23 protein-coding genes are annotated in these 24165 nt (G+C 46.2%); 13 read left to right on the top strand and 10 right to left on the bottom strand.

What is annotated here, in order from left to right; genetic code table 11:
- Window positions 1-508: 508 nt before the first annotated feature.
- Together BMX44_RS07075 and BMX44_RS07080 are read left to right on the top strand one after the other, a co-directional pair.
- Window positions 509-736 (top strand): hypothetical protein, encoded by a 228-nt coding sequence (locus BMX44_RS07075; RefSeq protein ID WP_090630400.1) that lies wholly within the window; start codon window positions 509-511, stop codon window positions 734-736.
- On the top strand, window positions 726-1448 hold the full coding sequence (locus BMX44_RS07080; protein WP_090630403.1) for an SDR family NAD(P)-dependent oxidoreductase: 723 nt from the start codon (window positions 726-728) through the stop codon (window positions 1446-1448). Before BMX44_RS07075 ends, BMX44_RS07080 begins: the two co-directional genes overlap by 11 nt.
- 127 nt (window positions 1449-1575) lie before the next feature.
- Here BMX44_RS07080 and BMX44_RS07085 read toward each other — a convergent pair whose 3' ends face one another.
- The 4 genes from BMX44_RS07085 to BMX44_RS07100 all read right to left on the bottom strand — a co-directional run bounded on the left by BMX44_RS07085 (window position 1576) and on the right by BMX44_RS07100 (window position 5587).
- Complete coding sequence (locus tag BMX44_RS07085; protein WP_090630406.1) at window positions 1576-1944, bottom strand: SpoIIAA family protein; 369 nt, start codon at window positions 1942-1944, stop codon at window positions 1576-1578.
- A gap of 251 nt (window positions 1945-2195) precedes the next feature.
- Window positions 2196-2399, bottom strand: coding sequence for a hypothetical protein (locus BMX44_RS07090; RefSeq protein WP_090630409.1), 204 nt, complete (start codon window positions 2397-2399; stop codon window positions 2196-2198).
- A 55-nt stretch (window positions 2400-2454) separates the two neighbouring features.
- The gene (locus tag BMX44_RS07095; RefSeq protein ID WP_090630411.1) at window positions 2455-3072 is read right to left on the bottom strand and encodes a LysE family translocator; all 618 of its coding nucleotides are present in this window, start codon (window positions 3070-3072) and stop codon (window positions 2455-2457) included.
- A gap of 697 nt (window positions 3073-3769) precedes the next feature.
- Window positions 3770-5587 carry an alpha-amylase family glycosyl hydrolase gene (locus BMX44_RS07100; RefSeq protein WP_090630414.1) on the bottom strand — a complete coding sequence of 606 codons (1818 nt, stop codon included), beginning with the start codon at window positions 5585-5587 and terminating at the stop codon, window positions 3770-3772.
- A 452-nt stretch (window positions 5588-6039) separates the two neighbouring features.
- Here BMX44_RS07100 and BMX44_RS07105 point away from each other — a divergent pair, with 452 nt between their 5' ends.
- Both BMX44_RS07105 and BMX44_RS07110 read left to right on the top strand, forming a co-directional pair.
- Window positions 6040-7248: an efflux RND transporter periplasmic adaptor subunit gene (locus BMX44_RS07105; protein ID WP_090630417.1), complete on the top strand. Its 1209-nt coding sequence runs from the start codon at window positions 6040-6042 to the stop codon at window positions 7246-7248.
- The gene (locus BMX44_RS07110; protein ID WP_090630419.1) at window positions 7245-10304 is read left to right on the top strand and encodes an efflux RND transporter permease subunit; all 3060 of its coding nucleotides are present in this window, start codon (window positions 7245-7247) and stop codon (window positions 10302-10304) included. Before BMX44_RS07105 ends, BMX44_RS07110 begins: the two co-directional genes overlap by 4 nt.
- A 66-nt stretch (window positions 10305-10370) precedes the next feature.
- Here the strand turns inward: BMX44_RS07110 and BMX44_RS07115 are convergent, their stop codons facing one another.
- From BMX44_RS07115 to BMX44_RS07125, 3 genes are all read right to left on the bottom strand, one after another.
- Entirely contained in the window at window positions 10371-10889 is a 519-nt protein-coding gene (locus tag BMX44_RS07115) for a hypothetical protein (protein ID WP_090630422.1), read from the bottom strand.
- A gap of 91 nt (window positions 10890-10980) precedes the next feature.
- Complete coding sequence (locus tag BMX44_RS07120) at window positions 10981-11430, bottom strand: hypothetical protein (protein WP_090630424.1); 450 nt, start codon at window positions 11428-11430, stop codon at window positions 10981-10983.
- A gap of 509 nt (window positions 11431-11939) precedes the next feature.
- Complete coding sequence (locus tag BMX44_RS07125; protein WP_090630747.1) at window positions 11940-12338, bottom strand: VOC family protein; 399 nt, start codon at window positions 12336-12338, stop codon at window positions 11940-11942.
- Window positions 12339-12836: 498 nt separating this feature from the next.
- Here BMX44_RS07125 and BMX44_RS07130 point away from each other — a divergent pair, with 498 nt between their 5' ends.
- Window positions 12837-13835 carry a hypothetical protein gene (locus tag BMX44_RS07130; protein WP_090630427.1) on the top strand — a complete coding sequence of 333 codons (999 nt, stop codon included), beginning with the start codon at window positions 12837-12839 and terminating at the stop codon, window positions 13833-13835.
- 144 nt (window positions 13836-13979) lie between these two features.
- The gene (locus BMX44_RS07135) at window positions 13980-14495 is read left to right on the top strand and encodes a lipocalin family protein (RefSeq protein WP_090630430.1); all 516 of its coding nucleotides are present in this window, start codon (window positions 13980-13982) and stop codon (window positions 14493-14495) included.
- 235 nt (window positions 14496-14730) lie between these two features.
- Here BMX44_RS07135 and BMX44_RS07140 read toward each other — a convergent pair whose 3' ends face one another.
- Complete coding sequence (locus tag BMX44_RS07140; protein WP_143056901.1) at window positions 14731-15108, bottom strand: hypothetical protein; 378 nt, start codon at window positions 15106-15108, stop codon at window positions 14731-14733.
- 390 nt (window positions 15109-15498) lie between these two features.
- Here BMX44_RS07140 and BMX44_RS07145 point away from each other — a divergent pair, with 390 nt between their 5' ends.
- From BMX44_RS07145 to BMX44_RS07165, 5 genes are all read left to right on the top strand, one after another.
- Window positions 15499-16344: a hypothetical protein gene (locus tag BMX44_RS07145; RefSeq protein WP_090630438.1), complete on the top strand. Its 846-nt coding sequence runs from the start codon at window positions 15499-15501 to the stop codon at window positions 16342-16344.
- Window positions 16345-16639: 295 nt separating this feature from the next.
- Window positions 16640-17047, top strand: a complete 408-nt coding sequence (locus BMX44_RS07150) for a hypothetical protein (protein WP_090630441.1) — start codon at window positions 16640-16642, stop codon at window positions 17045-17047.
- Between the two features lie 519 nt (window positions 17048-17566).
- A complete protein-coding gene (gene motA / locus BMX44_RS07155) occupies window positions 17567-18427 on the top strand; it encodes a flagellar motor stator protein MotA (protein WP_090630444.1) in 861 nt (286 codons plus the stop codon).
- A 42-nt stretch (window positions 18428-18469) separates the two neighbouring features.
- Window positions 18470-19402, top strand: a complete 933-nt coding sequence (gene motB / locus BMX44_RS07160) for a flagellar motor protein MotB (protein WP_090630448.1) — start codon at window positions 18470-18472, stop codon at window positions 19400-19402.
- A gap of 29 nt (window positions 19403-19431) precedes the next feature.
- Complete coding sequence (locus BMX44_RS07165; RefSeq protein WP_177167704.1) at window positions 19432-20250, top strand: class I SAM-dependent methyltransferase; 819 nt, start codon at window positions 19432-19434, stop codon at window positions 20248-20250.
- On the opposite strand, the gene cysS is transcribed toward BMX44_RS07165, so the two are convergent.
- The gene (gene cysS, locus BMX44_RS07170) at window positions 20247-21629 is read right to left on the bottom strand and encodes a cysteine--tRNA ligase (protein ID WP_090630452.1); all 1383 of its coding nucleotides are present in this window, start codon (window positions 21627-21629) and stop codon (window positions 20247-20249) included. The two genes, BMX44_RS07165 and cysS, sit on opposite strands and share 4 nt — an antisense overlap.
- Window positions 21630-21765: 136 nt before the next feature.
- On the opposite strand from cysS, the gene BMX44_RS07175 reads away from it, so the two are divergent.
- Window positions 21766-22359: a peptidylprolyl isomerase gene (locus BMX44_RS07175; protein ID WP_090630455.1), complete on the top strand. Its 594-nt coding sequence runs from the start codon at window positions 21766-21768 to the stop codon at window positions 22357-22359.
- A gap of 12 nt (window positions 22360-22371) precedes the next feature.
- The gene (locus tag BMX44_RS07180) at window positions 22372-22863 is read left to right on the top strand and encodes a peptidylprolyl isomerase (protein WP_090630457.1); all 492 of its coding nucleotides are present in this window, start codon (window positions 22372-22374) and stop codon (window positions 22861-22863) included.
- 102 nt (window positions 22864-22965) lie between these two features.
- Here the strand turns inward: BMX44_RS07180 and BMX44_RS07185 are convergent, their stop codons facing one another.
- Window positions 22966-24144 (bottom strand): O-succinylhomoserine sulfhydrylase, encoded by a 1179-nt coding sequence (locus tag BMX44_RS07185; RefSeq protein ID WP_090630460.1) that lies wholly within the window; start codon window positions 24142-24144, stop codon window positions 22966-22968.
- Between the last annotated feature and the right edge of the window lie 21 nt (window positions 24145-24165).

Below are 24165 nucleotides of genomic sequence, written 5' to 3' on the forward strand. Positions count from 1 at the left end.
TTGAAGGTGCAAAATTCGTTGACGGCGTTAAACAAAATGGGGATCAAAAGCAGCAGGCCGCTTGATTCTCCATACACCAGATTTGACTATAGCTCATCAAGTGGTCTCAAGTGGTCAAATCTATTTATTAATTCACTCTTAACCTTATGCCTCCATTCTACCTGGTGTAGACCAGGCATTTTGTATATGGCACTGATCAAAAGCAGGTAGCACACAAAAAAGAAAACATTATAGATTTATTTTTAATAAACAGATTTGACACTTAGTGACATGAAATGCTTTTGCCACAAAACTACATTGTTGCAGAAAGCCAGAAAGGATTGTTAGATAATGATATAAGAAATTCGTCAAAGTACTGGATGCTGAAAGTGCATCGCTACCCCGATCGGTCGGCAAGACCATTTTTGCGGTTACGATACCGGAAGGCCATGTCGGTTTTCTTGATATAGAAAGCAAAGTGTCTGAAACGTTAAAAACGGGCACCTACTCCGGGTAGAAATTTAGCCGCATGCTCACTGTCAAACTGTTCGATATGCATTTGCAAAATATGGAAGTCAACGGTCAAGAAATTCTGACCAAAGACAAAATCAGTATGCGTATCAATTTATCGGCGAGCAGGCAAATTGCCAATAATGATCATGATGACATACAGGTGGACATAAAAGGCCGTTTTCTCAACGTCAGCGATTTATCTAAAACAATTTTGAAAGAAACTGGAAAGGAAAATGTACACTAAAATAGCAATCATCGGCAGCTCCGGAGCCATAGGATCGTCATTTGTAAAACTACTGACCCGGTTATACCCACAAGCTGAAATCCACACATTTTCGAGAAAAGCTGTCGCGGACAGGCCTAAAAATTTCAAGCATCATATAATCGATTATTCCGATGAACAGACAATCGAAAGCGCCGCCAAATCCGCGTATGAAAATATGCCATTTGACTTGGTGATTGTGGCAACAGGAATTTTATACGGTGGCGCGGATATTCAGCCTGAAAAATGCCTGCGTGATTTGTCAGCGGATAAATTCCGGGCGATTTTTAACGCCAACACCATTTTTCCGGCGCTTGCTGCCAAGTATTTCCTGCCTCTGCTGAACAAAGATAAACGATCTGTTTTCGCAGCACTTTCGGCGCGCGTGGGAAGCATATCCGATAACCAGCTTGGCGGATGGTATGCTTACCGCGCTTCTAAAGCCGCGTTGAACATGATTATCAAGAACGCCGCGATTGAAATGGGACGACGTTATAAACATGCGATTATTGTGGGACTGCACCCCGGAACAGTTGATAGTAATTTATCAAAACCTTTTCAAAGCCGTGTACCAGAAGGAAAGTTATTCACCCCTGATTTTGCCGTTGAAAAACTGGTTTCTGTTATAGAGAATTTATCCGCGCAGAACAGCGGCAAATGTTTCGGCTGGGACGGACAAGAAATTCTGCCCTGAATAAAAGCAGCAATTAAAAGGAACCATCGCATCCATCAGCAAACGTTTACCGTTAGGTTCCGCGATTGCCTTCGCCAGGCTTGAACACGACCGATATATCAATGGGTGAATCGGCACATCAGATGACTCAATCGCTATTAATGACCCACTGTTTCGCGGCCTCGAGTTCGCTTGCAGGAAAATGTTTAATTTCAGCCGACACAAAGTGCGACGCCAGATGCTCTGCGACATCGCCGATTGAAGAGTCGGTTACAAGGCCTACTTTTTTGATTTTTTTGTGATGATCCTGCACAAAATTAAAATGCTGTACCATCGCACCAAGACTTTTCCATCCGGGAAATGTCGGGTTTTGTATGATGAGGCCGGCAAGATTTCCATTTTTCTCAATGTATGGATCAACCGTTTCTGCAAGCTGCTCAAAATCGTTTTCTTCAAGAGAAGTTTTAGGACGCACATAGAGTATGGCGTGTACGGTATCAAGAGTATGTTCAATCATGTTCCTGGTCTCTCTCTTATGTAGTGCCTGAGTCTAATATAACATACCTTATTTATTTTTGCGTTTTAGAATCAACAGAATAATCAAGAATTCCTGGCAGACCAATCGGTGTGCGAACGGGGTATTGTGCTGTTGTGGCTATGCAAATAAGTTGCCGGGTGTCCCACGGCACAGCCTTCTCCTTGTTACTGTACCTGAATTAATTGTAAAGTACTTTTAATCTGAATGAATTGAAGTCGCGCATTAAAACGCTATTTACCTAAGGCTTCGTTTCGTTCTTTTTCATATCGATCAAACGGTTTATTTACCCTGTCCATACATTCATCATATTGCGATCCCGGCAGTTTCATACAATCGTTTCTTTGATTGTATTGAACAGAGTTGTAAATTTGCCTTGAACTGCACCCCGTTATCGCCAGCACGGTCAACACAATCAGTAAAATACGAATTTTCATGTTGTAACACCAAATAATCTGTAAAGAATACCCTTGCATGCGGTGATATGTTCTTTCAGTTTTTTGCGATCAAATAGGTACCCGCACCAACCATGAGAACACCGGGAACAAGTCTGATTTTATTTTCAACAGCCAGTTTTTTACTCATAAGCATGGCTTTCGCAGCCCCGATAGCGTAAACCAGTTTGACTCCACCGACAGTGACAACCGTGACAATGAGAATAATCATTATATCCGGCAAAGTCAGTGCAGACACATCGACAAATGCCGGAAACAGGCTGGCATAAAAGATTATTGCTTTAACGTCGCCAAGCGTGACAAACAATCCCGCAAGAAAACTGGCCGGAATTCCACTGCCCGTGCTGGAATATACGCTGGTTAGTTTTTTTGTTCTGCTTCTGATCAGGGTTATACCGAACCCAATCAGGTAAATGCCGGTCATGAATTTGACCACCAGAAAAAATCCACCCATCATTTCAGACAGGGTAGCTAACCCCACTATTGCCAGTAAAACAAAGATCAAATCACCAAGCACAACACCCATTAAAACAGCAACACCGTTAGCCAGATTCATCGTAGCCGAACGGGTAACGACAAGGGCCACGCTCGCGCTGGGAATGGCTGCGAGCGTTATCATGATGATAAAAAGTGCCGAAACATCAACAAGGCTCATTGGAAATCAAATCACATACGCAATCGAAAAACTTCATTTTTACCACATCATACAATCGAGTAGGCTGCTATGAAAGCAGCACAAGCATGAGAGCTGCAACCCTGGTTTTCGCTCTAACGGCTGTCCAGATGAACCGTTGGGATAGCAATCCGGAAGTCGAAACAGTATGGACGTGTTTGTATTTAATCACTGTTGTTGCTTCAATCGGTACAGCATGTTGCTGCGAATAGCTTATGAAGCTGCCGCCAGGGGTACGCCATGGCTTTGCACTATAAATAATGCCACTTCTTCAAGCGACTGCGTATACCGTCTGCAAATCCGCACTTCTTTCATTAACACTTTGATCAGTACCACTGCCACAGTTAAAGGAACAACCACTTTTACCAAATGGTTATTTATTATTAACGCCAGGTAGAATAGAAATGGCAGTTTCAGAAGTAAGTTAAAAATTTCATCCAGCCAGAACGCAATTCATTCTCTGCACCTTTGTCATTTCAAAACAGGCACCGATTACCAATCTACAATTTCCGGCAACTGTCATAACCCAATCTGCCCAAACCAGGTTCATTTTGTAATTAACCTTATGCGTAACCGTATCAATAGAAAAGCTGCCTGACCTAGACCTCCGTCAAGCGAAACAATGAGTCCTCATTGGTGTGTTCTCGGGAACGTATTGAACTGATTTGATTTTGTCGTGCTATCTGGTCAGAATCTGGACTTCCATCGACCGCAGCCTTACGCTGATCATTTTTGCCGGACCGGCGGCTATTCCGCCATCAACCTCATAAATTTCAAGGCCGTTCCGAGTCTCTACCGGCCCCGGAACGGCAGCACATGAATCGTTGAGCACACGAAACCGGTCACCGTCACCATTAATAAAAAAATCGACCAGCACATGACCGGCAAATTCCATTTCTGTACTGGCATTTGCGACAACGACGACTTCACGATTATTCAGAATTCGTGAGAACGCGAGTACGCCCGGCGCGTAAGGCGATGCACCAAAATGCACGCTATCGCCTGAAATTGGCCTGAAATAGAGCCGACCATATCGCAAAGCAGGCTGGCTATCACGAATGCGTGAAAGGCAATTTATGGTTTTGAAGATCGGATGATCGGGATCAAATGCATTGGGTTTTCCCCACAAGGCTTCACGTACGAACTGATCGCTGTTTCCACGGCCACGCAACCCTTGTTCGGTACCGTAGTAGAGACATGGTATGCCCTGCAGGCAGAACAATACGGCAATACCGAGTGTGACTTGCGGATCGAATTTGTCCGGGTCATCCGAAATCGCACTGCGAAACCGCTCTTTCATATCATGATTATCGAGAAACGTGACAAAATAACGCCCTGCTTCGCCGTGGCTTGTCAGAATGTCGCGCCCCAGCTCTTTGCGGCGCCGATAAACATCGATAATCTGCGTTGGAGGCGCAAATCCCTTGACAAATGATGGCAACCGAAAAAAAAGCGGAAAATCCAATGCGGCGTCGACGCCAACGAGATCGCTGCCGTCACGGGTATTGCGGCCAATGAACTCGGCAATACGCGCTTCGTCGTCGAACACTTCGCCATAGGAAAAAAAATTCTTTTTGCCAATGCTCAAACCGTATTCCCGCATCGCGTTGCCAAAGGTCTGGGCGAAATCCCGCTCGACAAATTTCAAGGTGTCTATACGAAATCCATCAATATCATAGCGTGCAATGGCATACTGGTAAGCGAGAATCAATGCATTTCGAACGGGAAAGATCTGACCATCACGCACATCCGTCACAAACTCCTTCAATGACTCAAAGTCGCCACCATCCTCTCCACCCTTGCCTTTGCGGCGAAAGAATCTGTTTTGTTGCAACTCCGTCGGCCAGACCAGCGCATCCGGGTTACGATGCTGATCAGGAATGTTTTCGATGACCGGAAAATCGGCCCGCGCCTGCCCGGTCTCGTCACGCCATTCAACCGGCCGCATCTCGCTTCCGCCAGGCGCGGAAGAACCAAAGTCCTTGTAAGCAAAAACATCGCCGGCATGGTTCAGCACGATGTCAAAAATGACATACAGCCCCAAAGCATGCGCCTCGTCGACCAGTGCGCGCAGTTCTTCATCTTCCTTGCCCGGAACCGACGCGAACCTCGGTTCGGGTCTCAGAAAATCCTGAATTCCGTAACCATGAAAAGTATGCAGGTCTGACTGACGATTTTTCAATACCGGCGAGAGCCAGATTGCCCCGGCTCCCAGATCCTTGATATAACGCAACTGAGCTCTGACACCATTGAAGGTGCCGCCCTGAAACTGACCAAAGGGTTTGTCATACGGCAAGCTGACCGGCTGCAGGCCGTCGTCGCGATTAAATCTGTCCAGCATCAGAAAATAGATCCAGACATCCCGCCAGTCATGCGGCGACGGGAAAGGTGTTGTTATCGTCACACTTTGAGTGCCCGCCTGTACGACACGTTGCGTTCGCTTTGATGCCCGGTCGAAGGTTGTTTGAAGCAAGGGATCATTCAGTGACAGGATCATAATACTTAGACTCCTTCATAGGGGATGAAGCCGTAACGTTCGTATCGCCCAAACAGCGATATTTCGTTTATGCGTGATGCCTGATAGATTAGCAAATCCATTTGCCTGAGAATATAAGTACAAACACGTAGTGTTTCACGATGCACAAGCTGTTTTAATTGATGTCTGTATCTTATTGACCGATTCATACTGCCACAGCCTGATTTGCACACAATGAATCATTACGGTCGATCACCCCGCTACCATTTGCAGCCAACAAAAGGATTAAAAATATCGCCAATTGCGCTATCATGAAAAACAAGTGCAGTATTCATTGACAGGCGCTCGATGATGAAAAATACCGTATTGACAGAGTAAACTCGTTTGCCAGAACCGTAACTGCAAAACTATAACCGTCACTATAGTTTTTCCGTTGAGCCCTTAAACACGACAACAGGAAAACCGGGAACTCTATGTCTTACAGGCACACCACTGCCACCTGGATCATCAGCGGGTTTGTTCTCGTGCTGGCAGGATATCTTTTTTATGATTATTTTGAATCCAGCGGTGAGGGACAATCCGGTTACCGGCGTGGACCGCCACCGGTTGTAGTGACCGCAGCAACAGCCGAGCAGCAGTTCTGGCGCTCTCAACTGACGTCAGTCGGTACTGTTCAGGCCATACAGGGTATCGACGTAACGACTGAAGTCGCCGGCAAAGTGGCTAAAATTGATTTCAATGCCGGCGCTTACGTTGAAACGGGCGATCTTCTTGTTAAACTCGATACCAGCACAGAGTACGCCGAACTCCGGTCGCTAGAGGCGCAGCTTGAGAAAGCACGCAGCGATGAACACCGCGCGCGCCAGCTTGTCGACAGAGGTTTCATATCAGAAGCTGCTCTGCAGCAAACGACAACTGATACAAAAAATTTCAAGGCGCAGGTAGAAGAACAGCGTACACGCATCCACAAAAAAACCATTCGCGCCCCCTTTGCGGGTAAGCTGGGTATCCGCCAGATCAGCCCCGGTGAATTGATTTCACCGGGAACGTCAATCGTGACATTGCAGTCAATTTCCCCAGTTTTTGTAAACTTTGCCCTGCCGGAACATACCTTTGCAAAAGTTTATCCGGAACAAACAATTGAAATACAGGTAGCAGCCTACCCGGCGCAGATATTTACAGGAAAAATCAGTGCGATTAATCCCAAAATATCCGAGAAAACGCGCAATTTCACAGTTCAGGCGCTGCTAGCCAACGACGAGGCACTCTTGCAGCCCGGTATGTTTGCAGATGTCACGATTGACCTTGGCAAGCAACGACCCGTGATCGTCATTCCGGTGAGTTCAGTCACCTTCAATGCTTTTGGAGAGTCCGTTTTTTTTGTGCGCCAATCAGCGCAGCAGAGCGGTCTCTCCGGCACTGGTACACCTACAGCGCCTGAGGCAGGCCGGGATCAATCCCGGGATTCACATGCACCGGAGCATCCGCCAGCATTGATAGCCGAACGGGGATTTATCAAAACCGGAGAAAGGCGCGGGCTGATGGTGGAAGTCCTGAAAGGCGTACAGGCAGGTGATCGTATCGTCACTGCAGGTCAAATCAAGATTGACGAAGGCGCCTCAATCATTATCTCCGATGACGATGTGTTGCAAACAGCCAAACCGAGGCCGAAAGAACCATGAGCCTGCTGCAGCAGTTTATCGATAAACCGGTACAGGCGAGCGTCATTAGCCTTGTTATTGCACTGCTGGGAATACAGGCGATGATGCAGTTAAATGTACGTCAATATCCGGAAACCGTCACGACCACGCTGACGGTGGTCACGCCATATATCGGGGCCGATGCGGAACTTGTTCGCGGCTTTATAACCACGCCACTGGAGCAGGCCATTGCAACGATGGACGGCATCGAGTATCTGAAAAGCGCCAGCAGTCAGGGACAAAGCGTGATCACCGTGCAGCTGGTATTAAACTATGACCCGAACGATGCAGTCGCTCAAATTCTGACTAAAATACAACAGGTTCGCAACCAGCTGCCGCAAAGCGCGGAAAATTCGATTGTCACCGTCAGTACCGGCAGCGACCAGGCTGCCATGTATCTGGCTTTTTACAGCGATGTACTGGATGCGACACAGATCAGCGATTACCTGACACGGGCAGTTCGTCCACGCCTGGAAACACGACAGGGTGTTCAGGAAGCTGTCATACTGGGCGCTCAGTCAATCGCCATGCGTATCTGGCTCGATTCGCGCAAAATGGCCGCGCTGGGTATTTCTGCATCCGAAGTAAGAGACGTGCTTGCCGACAACAATTATCTGGCCGCCATAGGAAACACCAAAGGATCGGTGCTGTCGATTTCTCTGGAGACGAGTACTGATCTCGAATCGGTCGATGCTTTTCGCGACATGGTGATACGGGAAGAAGACGGCGCAATCATCCGGTTAAGTGATGTGGCTCAGGTCAGTCTCGGCGCGGAAAACTACGAAAGTTCAGTCATGTTCAACGACCGCACGGTCGTTTTTATCGGTGTATCCGTTACGCCAACCGCAAATCTGCTTGATACTGTCGGAGGCGTGAAAGCCCTGCTGCCCGATATTTATTCGCAAATGCCGGCAGGCCTGGAAGGCATAGTCGTCTACGACAGTACGGTCGCCATTGAAGACTCGATCAACGAAGTTATCCATGCGCTGATCGAGGCGCTGCTCATCGTTACTACCGTCATTTTTTTCTTTCTGGGCGCGCTGCGTTCGGCACTTGTTCCCGGTATTGCAATGCCGCTGGCGATTATTGGTGCTTTTTTCATAATGCAAATGCTGGGTTACAGCATTAATTTGCTGACTCTGCTGGCATTGATTCTTGCCATCGGAACCGTCGTAGATGACGGTATCGTCATAGCGGAAAATGCAATGCGGCATATCGAGGCCGGCGCAACGCCAGATGAGGCCGCCAAGCAGACAGCGAATGAACTCTCGGGTTCAATTATTGCGATGAACATCGTGGTGCTCGCGGTCTTCGCGCCTATCGGACTGATGGGGGGTCTGACAGGCACATTATTTACCGAATTTGCCTACACGGCTGCGGGCGCAACACTGGTTTCCGGCGTGATTGCGTTAACATTGTCACCGATGATGTGTGCGAAACTGTTTCAGCATAATATGAAGCGCAGGCGAAGCACTCAATGGGTCGATACTGCCTTCAAAAGTATTGCAAACAGTTACGATACGCTACTCAGCAAAACTCTGGACAGGCACTGGCTGGTGCTTGGGTTCGGCGGACTGATATTGATCAGCGTCTATTTTTTGTACACGGCCTCCGAACGCGAACTGGCCCCCGTGGAGGATGACGGGTTTCTGATGATTGCAGCGCAAGGTGACCCGAATATGTCCATCGATCAACTCGAACGCTGGACTTCATTGCTGGCACAAAATGTAGGACGGTTTCAGGACATCGAACATGTTTTTATGGTGAACAATATCGGTCCGCAAAGTGGCAGCAGTGCCAGCGCCTTCGGCGGTCTCTCGCTCAGGGACTGGAGTGAGCGTGATCAAACCCAGATGCAACTTAAACCGCAGATACAACAGCTGGTCACACAAAACCCGGGATTGCAGGCTGTGGTGATTTCGCTGCCGTCGCTGCCAGGCTCAACCGGCGGCACGTCGGTGCAGTTCATCATCAGTTCCATTGACGACCCCACAGCCGTTTTCACCAACGCCGAGGCCCTCGCCCGTCAGGCGCGTCAAAGCGGTCTGTTTACCTACATTCAGTCAGATTTAAAGTTCGACCGCCTGCAATACCGTATTGACATTGACCGCGATAAAGCTGCCGCTGTCGGCATCGATATGCGCCATCTCGGCGATGACCTTGCAACCATGCTGTCGAACAACTATGTCAATTTTTTCAGCTTTGACGGACGCAGCTACCGTGTCGTACCGCAAGTGGAACGGCAGTATCGACTTCAGGCAGAGCAGTTGCTGGACTATTACATTGCCAACGATGAAAAGGAACTGATTCCGCTTTCAGCTATCGCAACGCTGACCCAGCAGGTTGAGCCACGTCAGCTGTTACGTTTCAATCAGCTTAACTCTGCTACGCTGTCGGCCGTTCCCGCGCCCGGCATTACCCTGGGGCAAGCTGTTGAATATCTCCAGCAACAGGCTGATACGCTTCTGCCCGGCAGCTATGTGACCGACTGGGCTGGGGAATCGCGGCAGTACGTTACCGAAGGCTCGGCACTGCTGTTTTCTTTTGCACTGGCCGTAATGTTTATGTATCTGACTCTCTCGGCCCAGTACAACAGCTTTCGTGATCCCGCCGTCATGCTGGTCAGTGTGCCGATGTCTCTGGCCGGCGCCCTGATCTTTTTTGCATTTGGCGTCGTAAGCGTCAACATCTATACGCAAATCGGTCTACTGGCACTCATAGGTTCAATCATACGGCATGGCATTTTGCTCGTGGAGTTTGCCAATGATTTACAGCTGAAGGAATCGCTTAACCGGCGCAAAGCGATGGAAAAAGCTGCTTCACTACGACTGCGTTCGATTCTCATGACCACACTGGCGACCCTGTTCGGCCTGATCCCCCTGCTGGTCGCTGCCAGCGGCCCGGGTGCCGAGAGTCGCTTTGCCATCAGCTTCACTCTTGGCGTGGGCCTGGCTATTGGTACGGTATTTACCCTTTTTGTCGTTCCTTCACTTTATACGGTACTTGCCACTGACAGACACAGACAGGCCGGTCATTAACAAACAAAAAAATCATTCCGGCAAGTGACGACGGTACCCAACAGCGATGCTGTTGGGCAATCCGTTTCACGCGCGAATTAGGCCACCCATCAAAAGAACTGCGATGCATAATGGTCCCCAGGTGCCAAGGTACAGTAGAGCGACTGGCCAAACCGAAGACCGTGCTTTCCAGTCGACTGGTGCCAAACCCTCTCCAGAATTGTGAAGAAGAACGTTTAATGCGGTTCCTTTCCACGCCTCCAGTTGCTGCCCGGATGCCAACGATAGTGCAAGATCAATGAGCTCCTCCTTGGATTGAATTACTCGCAATTTGCTGCGCAGGAAGAAGAAATCCAAAGCACCTGCGCAAACGCTGAAACCGGTGATCAACGTAAGCGCCACTAATTGTGCTTCTGTGAGAGATAGCGGCCAATTCGTCTTGTCGCCGAGGCTCACCACGAGTGTGAACATGCCGTATAGAACGGTGGCATAGCCTGTTCTAATTTTCCACAGAATTCCGTCATACGCCGCAATTGCCCTGTCCTTTCCGTCTAACGTTCTCTGGATAAGACCGTCGCGGGTCAGGTTTTTGCTATCCGAGTTCATGCATAGTCCATAGATGTGCAGGATCTAACGCCACGCATCAGCGGCTTTTTTGACGGCGCAGCCGGCAAAAAAGTCCGACTGCATGCGCTTGTTAGCTGCTGATGCGCTTTGACTTGAAATTTTCATAGCTGGTTCTTTCTGTTTCGCTGAGCCAATACCAGGCTGGTTTTGCTTCTGTCTTAGCACGTTCCCAATCATGTTTTAAAAGAAGCGATAATTTTTCTCCAAGCTCAATATGTAGATCTTCGGATGTCGATTTTTCAATCATCTTCCAAATCGTGTCGAGGATTGACTTATCATCGCTATCTTCAGGATTAAGTAGTAGTTGCATCTCAACATATTGGCTGTGTAATTCCTCAGTTTTATCGTTTCGGTATGAGAGTTTAATTCGTTGGGCTAGATCACGAACTTTATCCCTCCACTGCTGCCGTTGTTGCGTGATATTTTCGATTGCAATTTTTCGCTCTGTCGTACGCAAAGTTACAAGGCCTGCTACTAATCCAGCAACGACACCCGAAGACAATACTGTTGGTAGATCCATGTGTTCTCCTAAGCAGCTAACTCAATATATACGACATCTTGTCTAATAAACTTCCAGGCAATGTCGTATAAATATGGTAAATATTTATCATCATCATGTAATTTAACAAAAATTTAGAATGAACAGGACATATTATGCAAGCAAACACGACAACGCCGCCCGGAAAAAAATGCTTGTCCAGGTACGAGAGAAAATAAGGTACAAGCACTACAGTTTAAGCACGGAAAAAACTTAGAACAAGTGTCAAGTCTGTTTATTAATAACAAATCTATGATGTTTTCTTGTTTGTGTCCTACCTGCTCTTGATCGGTGTCATATGCAAGATCCCCGATTGACACTTGGTAGAATGGGTGAATAAGGATAGGAGTGAATTAATAAATAGACTTGACACCTTACGCACCTTCTAAGTTGCCGGTTAGTGGCATGCTGCAGCAGCGGGAGGCTTGTGGCATTGCCACAAACGAGCGTTGCGGAGGCAGTCCGACTTGACCGAACTTGTTCATCATTTTTTACTTTGGATTTTGATGAAATTCAATAACATTTCTATCCTGGTCACGAATAAACAGCATGACTGCCCCATCGGGTAAAGTAATCGGACCTTCTGTGATTTCAATACCTAAATTGCCGAGTTTAGCCTGCACTGCTTTAATATCACTTACGTCTAGCGCTATATGAGTATAGCCCGGGTGCTTTTCAGGAATATCCATCAGCAGATTTTTTGTATTTTCAGGTGCTGCATTCAGAATAAAGTTTATATTTACTCCGGACGGGTGTTCCATGACTGCTACCGGTTCTGGTCCAATTGGGCCGATAATGAACTCAAAGCCAAGATTCTCGTAAAAGGCCCTCGCCTTTTCAAGGCTTGCTACTCGTACACCAATATGATTTATTCCTGATATTTCCTTCACTTTTGCATTCACCTTCTGAAAAAATTTATATATGGCTAACGTTCGTGGGCAACGGCGCACCACAGGACGTCTGATACCAGCTTGCTGGTATTTTACTGAGCCGTATTATTATATGCATTTACGACTACTCATATGCATATTCACTGTACTTGATAACAAATTCTTTTACTTCTTCAAGTGTCTCTGGATATGAATAAGTGTCAAGTCTGTTTATTAATAATAAATTAATGATGTTTTCCTGTTTGTCCCCTACCTGCTTTTGATCGGTGTCATTTGCAAGGTGCCTGATTGACACCTGGTAAAATGGATGAATAAGGTTGGGAGTTAATTAATTAACAGACTTGACAACTTGCTAATAACTGCCCGACCCTGATTCTGCGCGCTGGAAAAAATGAATATGCCGATATTCCTGATCAATATCTGTATACGCAATCACTATTCGCTTGATCTGTCTGTTTTTGTGTACAATGCAGATGAAGCCTGCTTTCTGCACTTACAATGACGCGCCCGGATTACGATCAGTTTACTTGCAATCTCTGCGGACAAGAATCCCCGGTAGCTCAGGATTTTGAGCGTGAAACCGGGTTGTGCAGCCATTGCGGTTCCAATGTTCGTTTTCGCGCATTGATCCTTGCGCTGTCTGAACACTTGTACAGCCAGCCCATCCCACTATCACATTTTACACCTGACAGACAATTCAAGGCCATGGGACTTAGCGATGCTTCCCTTTATGCGGACAAGCTCGCCAGCCTGTTTGATTACACCAATTTCTTTTTCCATACCGAACCTTTTCTGGATATTCGCAATATCGACCACTTAGCATCAGATACTTACGACCTGCTGATCACGTCAGATGTTTTCGAACATGTGCCGCCGCCTCGTCATGTCGCATTTGTCAACAGCTGGCATTTATTGAAGCCGGATGGCTTATTGCTGCTGACCGTACCTTATTCAACACTGCCCAAAACGATAGAACATTTTCCCGGCCTGCATGAGTTCGAATTCATTCAGGACGGAAACAGCATACTACTGATCAATCGCCGCATAGACCAAACAGTGGAAGTCTATGACAAGTTAACCTGGCATGGTGGCGTGGGATCAACACTCGAGATGCGCATCTTTTCCGAAACTGATTTACTGTACATTCTCTCTGATACAGGCTTTAAAGACATCAAAATCTGGAATGAGGATGTTCCGTTATATGGCATTCACCAGGCCCACTTGAATTGCAGTTATGTCATTACCGCAATTAAGGACGCCAGTGCAACGCCACCAACGGCAGATCAATACGATCCATATATCGACTATGTTTATTCACAGGAAACGGCGGTCCTTCATTCGCTGCCACACACGCCCGTACGAGTCACTGGCGCTCCAGCAAAGCGAATCATAGCGCAGTGGCAAAACTATTCGCATAAGCCTGCGCCTTCTATTTTAGGCAGGGCATACCGCTATATCAAAAGTAAATTTCAGAACGATAATTCAAACAGCGCTTAATCCATTTGCTTGTCCCGGTGCAATACAAGCTACACAGGCAACAAACGTTTTGTTTTTATCGCAGGTTTTCCTTGAATTGAGCAGGCATCTGACATCTGTTTTGGCTATACTAACCCCAGACGCATTATTACCGGAGTCAAAAGTATGCGAAAATATTTTTTGTTACTGCTGCTTGTCTCGCTGACCGGTTGCACGGGTATGCCGGACGGGGTTGTTCCCGTCAGCAATTTTGATAAACAGCGGTATCTGGGAAAATGGTATGAAATAGCCCGGCTTGATCATTCATTCGAACGTGGATTGAGTCATGTTACGGCTGATTATGAATTGCGTGAAGACGGCGGCATCCGGGTTATCAACCGGGGATTTTCAGCAGCCGAGAGCGAATGGCAAGAGGCGGAGGGAAAAGCATATTTTGTTGGCAATGACGACATTGGCCACCTAAAGGTATCATTCTTTGGCCCTTTTTACGGGTCATATGTTGTATTTGATCTGGACCATGATAATTATCAATATGCATTCATTTCCGGCTACAACACTTCTTATTTATGGTTACTCTCAAGAACGCCCGAGGTCGGCAAGGACGTGAAAGCGAAGTTTATCAGACTGTCTGACAAACTTGGTTTTGATACGGACGAACTCATATTCACGCAGCAGGACTGACGTTTTAGACTAAGTTTAAATTTCGTCTGCTCCAGTTTATTTCTGATTTGATGATCATTTTTTTGTGGGTGTATCTGTCAATTTGGATTTAAACTGAAATTTATTCCGGATTGGCAACGGACCGGTCATTTTCCACATTACAGCTGAAATACGCGTGTTCGTTCACATGATGACTCAGATCAAACAGTCAAAACCAATCCGGCCACAACGTCTGTTCGCGATGTTTAAGCGCGGCTCAGCGCTGTTCAACATCCGGAACATCAATTACATCGTCACCCAGTCCGTCACAACACTGACAGGCGGCAGAATCATTGGGCAGGTCATTCTCGACACAGGCCCTGCAACACTGCCAGCGAGGGCCATCCGGACTCAACGCAGTTCCCTGAAGCGCTTCTACAATCACTTTATTAAAATCCAGCTGTGAAACTCCCCTGGTTTCCATCGACTCTGCGAGCGCGGCGATAGCTCGCTTCGAAGCTTTACACGACAACTGGCCGTAAAAGGCTTTGTTTGTGGCATCATACCGGGCAGCTTCTGCTGCAACAGGGAAAGCGATCAAAATCGTGCCAAGAAGTACAACAAAAAAATGTAAATATAGATTTCTGACATTCATGATAAATACTCCCAAAGATATTAAATCCCATAAAAATATATCAGTTCTATTACGCTGTTTTCTGCTGTTCCAGATTACCATTGGCCCAATATTGACACTGTGACAAACCTCACAATAACGTGCTGAATTTACCTGCCAATCCGGGAAGTTTTACATCTCGTTATACATCTCAGCTGCTTGCACTCCGGCAGCAGCATTTCGATAGACTCACATTCAGTTTTCTGTTATTCCGCTTATTACCTAATTGTTAGCCTAGAATTTAAATATCAACACAGACGCTTTCATAGACACCTGGACCAGGATCTGGAGTTTAGTAAAATCCAGGCGTTTATCCATACACATATAGCAAAACCAGGCAACGGCATTTACAAACATTAACAAGGAAGGCATATGATGCTGAGCAAACCAGACGTAAGACAACAGCGCGAAATTTATGGTGTAGATCACCACACTAAACGGATGATTGATGTTTATACGCCATGCGATTTTGAGAGACTGCTTCAGCGCTCCGGCTTAACAAATTCCGGTGGAAGCCCGATTACCATACCTGAATGTACAAATGAGAGCTCAACCAGATTTGTTATTGTGGCTGTCAGCGGAACCCTGGAAGAAGGCTTTCCCCTCAGAAAAAACCTTGACTTTATTGAAGACAGTGAAACCGTCAAAGCCGTTTTTCTTGGAAAAGCCTTAATCCGCGGTTTTAAAGCACATCTGGATATCAAAAGTGCCGGCTGGCGGGAATACAGGGCAGAACCTGCCATAAATCCCGTCAATCCGGCAATGATAGCAACGGGTGACAGAAATGATGCAAACATCTATTCGATATATGGGGTTGACCGGCGCCAGCTTGTAACCGCATTGCTCAACGAACCGCGTTTTCTCAGTATGACACCCGATACGGCACTCGTGGACAGAAATGCGGAGGAGACTTATGAAACTGTCAAATCATTGATAACCAATCAGATTCTCAATGATGGAAAGGCTTCTGTGACTAATAAGAATGAGGCAGCGTTTCTGACTGTAGTTTCTGTCTGGCATTCTCGTCATTTTGTGCCCAGCCCTATTCTATATATAAAAAAGGATGGAACCAGGGTCACCGACTTTCCAAATAGCCTGGCCGCTTTTGCAGGTATTTCGGATCAGCTGAGAACTGAAGATCCGGAGGCCTATCATGTTGCTGTAGAGGCGGCTGTCAAAAAAGCCGCAAACGCTATTTCGAGCAAGACAAGTAAATAACGCACCCTGAACGACTGGAGTTATTGCACATTTATCAGTACCACATTCAGAAAAAAGCGGCCTAAGGCATCAACTCGGTCCTGTCCCCTTGCTTGTATCTGTCGCGCTGATACCCGTAGCCACCAGTCCGTTGCGTACAGCAGTCGCACAGTGCTGTGTGCTGTGGTATCTGGATCAGATTGTGTACTGAACTAATGGTTTCGCTTAGACAAGAATAATGGTCTCCCCAATTTTTATTTTGTTTGAGCTTGTTTAGACTTCCGAGCGTGCTATACAACTTTTAAGGAGCGCAACCATGCAAAACGGAACAACACATTTTTTCACTGCATTAGTTTTATTTACATTTACATATATTGCATTACCAATGAACGCTTTTGCAGCAGAGCAGAATGACGTAGCGAAAACCGTCGCCATGGAAAACGCCGAGATTGTTGATCATGCAGCACTTGCGCGCCATCATGAAGAACAAGCCAATGAAATGTACGCAAAAATCGAGGAACAGATCGAGGCCTTGAAAGAAAGGTCCCGCAGCAGCTTCTTTGGAAAGCATGGACGTGATATTAAAAAGCACGTAAAGCACAAAATTCAAGAATATGAAAAGGTTGCCGAGGAAAATCTGGAGCAAGCCGCGTATCACAGAAAAATGGCTGAGGAGCAAGGCTCTCGCCCGGTTTTTGCAGATTCAGGCAACACTAAAAGCTAACAAATTGATTTTATAACAGCTCTATATAATCAATTTTGAAACCCACTTCGGTGGGTTTCTTTTTGTCCAAAATTCCCACATTCCTCTCTGTCAACACTATCACCCCAATCTGATCGCCGGGCAAAAACGATCCTGTTCGACGACCCGTCGTTAAAATTCTTAATCAAATACTGGCTGTTTTGGTGCCACTGCCGTTTCAACAGAATCTCCAGGCAATCATCCAGGCTTTATTATGTAGCTGAATATCCCCGCACGTTTCAGAGAATTGCCAAAGCCATAAAATATTCACCAATAATTGCTTTAATACTTGCTGGATATGTCTGAATCGAGAGTACAACTATCTCGAACACAGAATTCCATCTTATTGAATATCAATCATCTTTTATCACCTTTGGAGAAGCCCAGGAAAAATACGGGTAAATTGCGCGCTTTCTCATTCCTTTATTTTCGGACGCTTATGATAACTTTGGCTCAATTTTTAAATTATTTCTAATTGACTTATCCCAAGGATTTTCTTCAATGTTAGTTATTGTCGGTTATCTTATTATCCTGATATCTATTTTCGGCGGCTTTGCACTTGCAGGCGGGCATCTGGCTTCTTTATGGCAACCTGTTGAAATTCTTATGATAGGTGGTGGCGCTATTGGGGCTTTTGTTGTCGGCAATTCCAGCAAAGCGCTTAGGGCCACACTTAAAGGCCTGCCTGGCGTTTTCAAAGGATCCAAATACACCAAGGCAGTATACATGGAGCTCATGACACTACTCTATGAAATTCTTGGGAAAATTCGTAAAGAAGGACTTATGTCAATCGAATCTGATATCGATGATCCGCAAAACAGCCCAATCTTTACAAAATACCCAACCATTCTGACAGACCACCATGTTACTGAATTCATTACTGACTATTTGCGTTTAATGGTCAGTGGGAATCTGAATGCACTGGAAATTGAAAACCTGATGGATAGTGAACTCGAAACACATCATCAGGAAGGTGTAGTTCCGATTCACTGTATTGCAAAACTGGGAGATGGTTTACCCGCTTTTGGAATTATCGCTGCGGTCATGGGTGTTGTTCATACCATGGAATCCGTTCATTTACCGCCCAGTGAACTGGGTATCCTGATTGCCGCGGCGCTTGTTGGCACGTTTTTAGGCATTCTCCTTGCATACGGGTTTGTCAGCCCTCTGGCTGCGAAGCTTGAGCATCAGTTGCATGAATCAAGCAAACTGCTTGAATGTATCAAAATCACCTTATTAGCCAATCTGAATGGCTACTCACCCGTTCTGGCTGTGGAGTTCGGCCGGAAAGTTTTATTCTCCACAGAGCGGCCGTCATTTATGGAACTTGAAGAGCATGTAAAGAAAAGCAAGGCTGAATAAACGTGCATTTAAAATTGAAACTACACTGTAACGAGGCCGTCTATGGTTGAAGATATTTCTCAGCGCCCGATTGTTATCAAGCGGATTAAAAAAGTCGCTGGTGGACATCACGGTGGCGCATGGAAAATTGCCTACGCAGATTTCGTAACCGCCATGATGGCATTTTTTCTGTTGATGTGGTTGTTGGGATCAGCTTCCCAGGGAGACCTGGAAGGTATCGCGGAATATTTCAGAACACCACTAAAGGTCGCATTCCTGGGCGGTTCAAGTGTTGGTGATGCTACCAGCGTTGTCAAAGGCGGCGGTACCGACTTATCCCGCAGCAGCGGTCAGGTAAAAAAAGGCGAAACTATCATTGAAAAAAAAGTACTCGATCTAAAAGCCGCCGACGCTGAACGTGAACGACTTGAATTACAGCGCCTTAACCAACTGAAAATAAAGCTTGAAAAAGCTATTGATGCCAATCCTCTTTTGAGGCAATTCAAAAACCAGTTGTTATTGGATATTACCACTGAAGGATTGCGTATCCAGATCGTGGACGAACAGAATCGTCCCATGTTTGCAAGCGGACGAGCGGAACTGCAATCGTATACAAAAATCATTCTGCATGAAATCGGTAAAATGCTGAACGATGTCCCAAACAAGATCAGTCTCTCCGGCCATACGGATGCAACGCCATTTCCGACAGGGGATAAAGGTTACAGTAACTGGGAATTATCCGCAGACCGAGCCAATGCCTCAAGGAGAGAGTTGATTTCCGGAGGAATGGATACCAACAAGGTTTTACGCGTTGTCGGTTTGTCCTCAGCAGTATTATTTGATAAGGAAAACCCGTTTAATCCGATTAACCGTCGCATCAGCATTATCGTCATGAATGAAAAAACAGAAAATGCAATTACACAAGAGAATGAGGCTGTTCATGTAAATGACCAGACGAATCTGGATGCGTCGACACTTCTGACGCCCGCAAACTGAAGCAGGGTTGACTCCTGTTGTTTACATACATGCAAACCGCAATAAAAACCCGCCGCAATCCTGTATTGATGGCAGCATGGTCTCAACTGACGGCATTGACTTTCACAGTCGTACTGGTGGCTGTATCACCGCCATTAACAGTCTTTGAATGGGCCGTATTGCAAGGAATCATGGCTGCGTTCATCAACTACATTCTAAAGGCAGACGTCTGGTGGATTCCGATACAGTTATGTTTTCTGCCAGCAATAGTAGCAACGCTTGCCCTTGGGGTTTCACCGCTGTGGTTTGGCCTGGGCTTTTGCGTGCTTTTACTGATTTATGGCAGAACAGATCAAACACAAGTACCTTTATATCTATCCAGTCAGGCAGTTACGCAGGCACTATCCACATATTTGCCGCAAACAAAGCATTTTTCTCTTATTGACCTGGGCTGCGGTTGTGGTGGCCTCCTCAGTTCACTCAGTAAAACAAGACCCAATGGCGTGTTCCACGGCATAGAAGCTGCTCCGCTGCCTTGTTTCATTGGCAAAGTAAAAAGCCTGCGCTCACAGTCCAACTGCAGCATTCAGTGGGGCGACCTATGGAAGCAGGATCTGTCACGATACGATATCGTGTATGCGTATTTGTCGCCTGCGCCCATGAAAATGCTCTGGGAAAAAATATGCCGCGAAATGCGCCCGGGCAGTATATTTATCAGTAACACTTTTGTAATACCGGGCGTTTCACCTGACAGCTGTATTGAACTCAATGATTTCACAGGTTCAACCTTATACATCTGGCGGATTTTTCCCGGACACAACACAGCTTCTGATAAATCACCAGATCCTGTGACATCTTCAAAAAACTAGTTTCTACGCCAGGTTGTTCCTTGTGGACCGTCTTCCAAAATAATACCTGAGTCCATAAGATTTTGGCGTATCGAGTCGGCTTCTGCATACTGTCCGCTTTTTCGGGCTTCCAGTCGTTTTTGTACCATTCTCTCGATCTGTTCAGCAGAAATGGATTCTTTATCGGATTCATCTGGATTATGCTGCAAATATAGTTGCGGAGTTTGCTGTAACAATCCCAGAATACCACCCAGCTGTTTGAGTAGTGCCGCATGTGAGTTCGATTGCGTTTTATTAACAGTACCGGCGAGCTCGAACAATACCGCGATTGCTTCCGGCGTATTGAAATCATCGTTCATTGCTGACATAAACGTCTGCGCATAATCATTTGTCCAATCGATCTCATCATTGTTACTGATTTCGAAATCTTTTAACGCAATATATAAGCGATCCAGCGCGAGTTTGGCATCCCGCAAGTGCTGGTCCGAATAGTTTAATGGACTGCGATAGTGAGCACGTAAAATAAAAAATCTTATAACTTCTGGTTGATAGTTCTTCAACACTTCTCTTACAGTAAAGAAATTGCCCAGCGACTTGGACATTTTTTCACTGTCTACACGTACAAAGCCGTTATGCATCCAATAATTGACAAAAGGGTGATCATGCGCCCCCTCACTCTGGGCAATTTCATTTTCATGATGCGGAAACTGCAAGTCCTGTCCACCGCCGTGAATATCGAACTGCTCGCCCAAAAAGTGCTCACCCATAGCTGAACATTCAATATGCCAGCCCGGCCGCCCCCTGCCCCACGGCGAATCCCAGGCAGGCTCTCCTGGTTTGGCAGATTTCCATAAAACGAAATCCAGCGGATCTTTTTTATTTGCATCAATTTCAACACGCTCGCCCGCTCGAAGATCGTCCAGTGATTTGCCGGATAATTTTCCATATCCAGGAAATTGGTGCACCGCGTAATAAACATCACCGTTATCAGCTGCGTAGGCCAGTGATTTATCGATCAGCTTCTCAATCATGGTGATCATATTTTCAATAAAATGAGTAGCGCGTGGTTCATACGTTGGTCGTTCAACACCCAAAGCAGTCGCATCTTGTTCCATTGCTTGAATGAAGCGTCCTGTCAATGATTCAATTGCTTCATGATTCTCCAGTGCGCGCTGAATGATTTTATCGTCGATATCCGTAATATTACGGACATAAATAACTTCAAATCCACGTGCTCTCAACCAGCGCACAACCATATCGAACACAACCAGAACACGCGCATGACCAAGATGGCAATAATCGTAGACCGTCATGCCACACACATAGATTTTCACTTTTCCAGGCGTTAAAGGAACAAAATCCTGCTTGTCGCGTATTAAGGTGTTATAGATTTTCAACATAGGAAGAATCGATATAATTGTAGAATGACTTACCTTCTTGATAGAATCCAGAGCGGACACAAAAACTTGGGGAGTATAACATACCCCGTAACGGCTAATTTATCGACTTTTAATCAATCAAATAACAGGAATTACCATGCGCTTAATACAGTTTCTCGCGGCCGCTTTATTCACTTTCTGGAGCATGACAGCTCATACCGCAAACCCCCAGGTACTCATGAAAACAAATCTAGGTCCTGTCACACTGGAGCTCTATCCGGACAAGGCACCGGAAACTGTCGAGAATTTTTTACGCTATGTTGAAGACGGATTTTATAAAGATACTATTTTCCATCGTGTCATAGCCAATTTCATGATTCAGGGCGGCGGTTTCGATACGACGTTTCATCAGAAAGCCACTCGCAGTCCAGTTAAAAATGAGGCCAACAACGGTTTAAAAAATGAGGTGGGTACCATTGCGATGGCCAGAACCTCCGATCCACATTCAGCAACTGCACAGTTTTTTATCAATGTAAAAAACAATGCGTTCCTGAACTATACCGCAGCCACTCCAAGAGGATACGGTTATACCGTTTTTGGCAAAGTGACAGATGGCATGAATATCGTCCATCAGATTGCCAAAACACCTACCGGCTCAGGCGGTCCGTTTCCGGGAGATGTGCCCAAGACAATGGTTATCATTGAAAATATCTCTGTCTTGAATGCCGAAGACAACAGTCAACAACAATAACAGGAAATTATCATGATCAAACTGACAACAAATTTTGGCGATATTACGCTTGAACTCGACGCTGAGAAAGCGCCCGAGACAGTACAGAATTTTTTAAATTATGTCACCAGCGGATTTTATAACAATACGATTTTTCACCGTGTGATTGACGATTTCATGATCCAGGGTGGTGGTTTCGAGCCTGGCATGAAACAAAAAAAAACCAGCCCGCCCATACAGAATGAAGCCGCCAACGGGTTAAAAAACGAAACTTATACCATCGCCATGGCAAGGACCGCAGATGTTCATTCAGCCACGTCACAGTTTTTCATCAATGTCACCAATAACGGGTTTCTCAATTACAAAGAACCAACTACTCAAGGATTTGGGTATTGTGTTTTTGGCAAAGTCGTTGATGGTCAGGATGTGGTCGATAAGATAAAGAAAGTCAAAACAGGCGACCGGAACGGACATCAGAATGTTCCGCTTGATGATGTTGTGATTGAAAAGGCAGAAGTAATCTGAACGGTCAATGCACAATTTGCAAAAACAAAAATAACCGGCTTGCCTGTCCTATACAAACAATAAGTCTGTACTCCATCAATCGAATATACTGTTGATGGAGTATCAGGACAAACCTCTGGCCAGATCGGCCTGTATGTCTTCCACGGCTTCCAATCCTACCGCGATCCGCAGCAAACCGTCGGTAATACCCGCAACATCGCGTGCTTCCTGACTGATACGTCCGTGTGTAGTCGTAGCAGGATGCGTTAACGTGGTTTTTACATCACCCAGATTTGCGGTAATAGAGACCAGCCGCGTATTATCTATGACGCGCCAGGCGGCTTCCCTGCCCCCGCTAACTTCAAATGAAACAATACCGCCGCCTGTACTCTGCTGTCGCATTGCCAGTGCGTGTTGTGGGTGGGACTGCAATCCAGGGTAAAAAACCCGTTCAATTTTAGGATGTGCAGCGAGCCATTGCGCCATTTGCAACGCATTTCTGGAATGCGCGTCGATACGTACCTTAAGCGTTTCCAGTCCTTTCAGGATCACCCATGCGTTAAATGCACTCAAAGTCGGGCCTGCAGTGCGAAGAAAGCTGAAAACACCACCTTCCATCATCAACTCACGACTGCCCAGAACAGCACCCCCCAAAACACGTCCCTGGCCGTCCAGATATTTTGTCGCCGAATGAATGACAATATCGGCGCCCAGTTCAATAGGCTTTTGTAAAATCGGGGTGCAGAAGCAATTGTCAACAGCAAGCCATACACCCGACTTCCTGGCGATGCTGGCGAGTCCGGCAATATCCGAAATCTCTGTCAACGGATTGGAAGGTGTTTCAAGAAAAAAAAGTTTGGTGTTCGGTTGGACCGCAGCCTCCCATGCGTTCAAATCAGTCGCAGATACAAACGTCGTTTGAACGTTGAATTTCTTCAATATATTGTTAAACAGGTTAACAGTGGCGCCAAACAGGCTCTGCGAAGCAACAACATGATCGCCGGCCGATAACAGGCCCATAATACATGCCAGAATTGCCGACATGCCGGTTGATGTGGCAACGCAGGTTTCCGCACCTTCCATCGCTGCAAGCCTTTCTTCCAGAGCGGTTACAGTTGGATTGGTAAAACGCGAATAGATATTACCGGATTCTTCACCAGAAAAACGTGCTGCGGCCTGTGCCGCACTATCAAAGACAAAACTGGATGTTAAAAAAAGCGCTTCCGAATGTTCATTAAACTGGCTGCGATGTATCCCTGTCCTGAGAGCACGCGTTTCGGGTTTTAGTTGATCGTCGGACATTAAATATTTTACTCCTGGGCA

This window comes from Nitrosomonas marina, assembly GCF_900110145.1.
Taxonomy (GTDB): Bacteria; Pseudomonadota; Gammaproteobacteria; order Burkholderiales; family Nitrosomonadaceae; genus Nitrosomonas; species Nitrosomonas marina.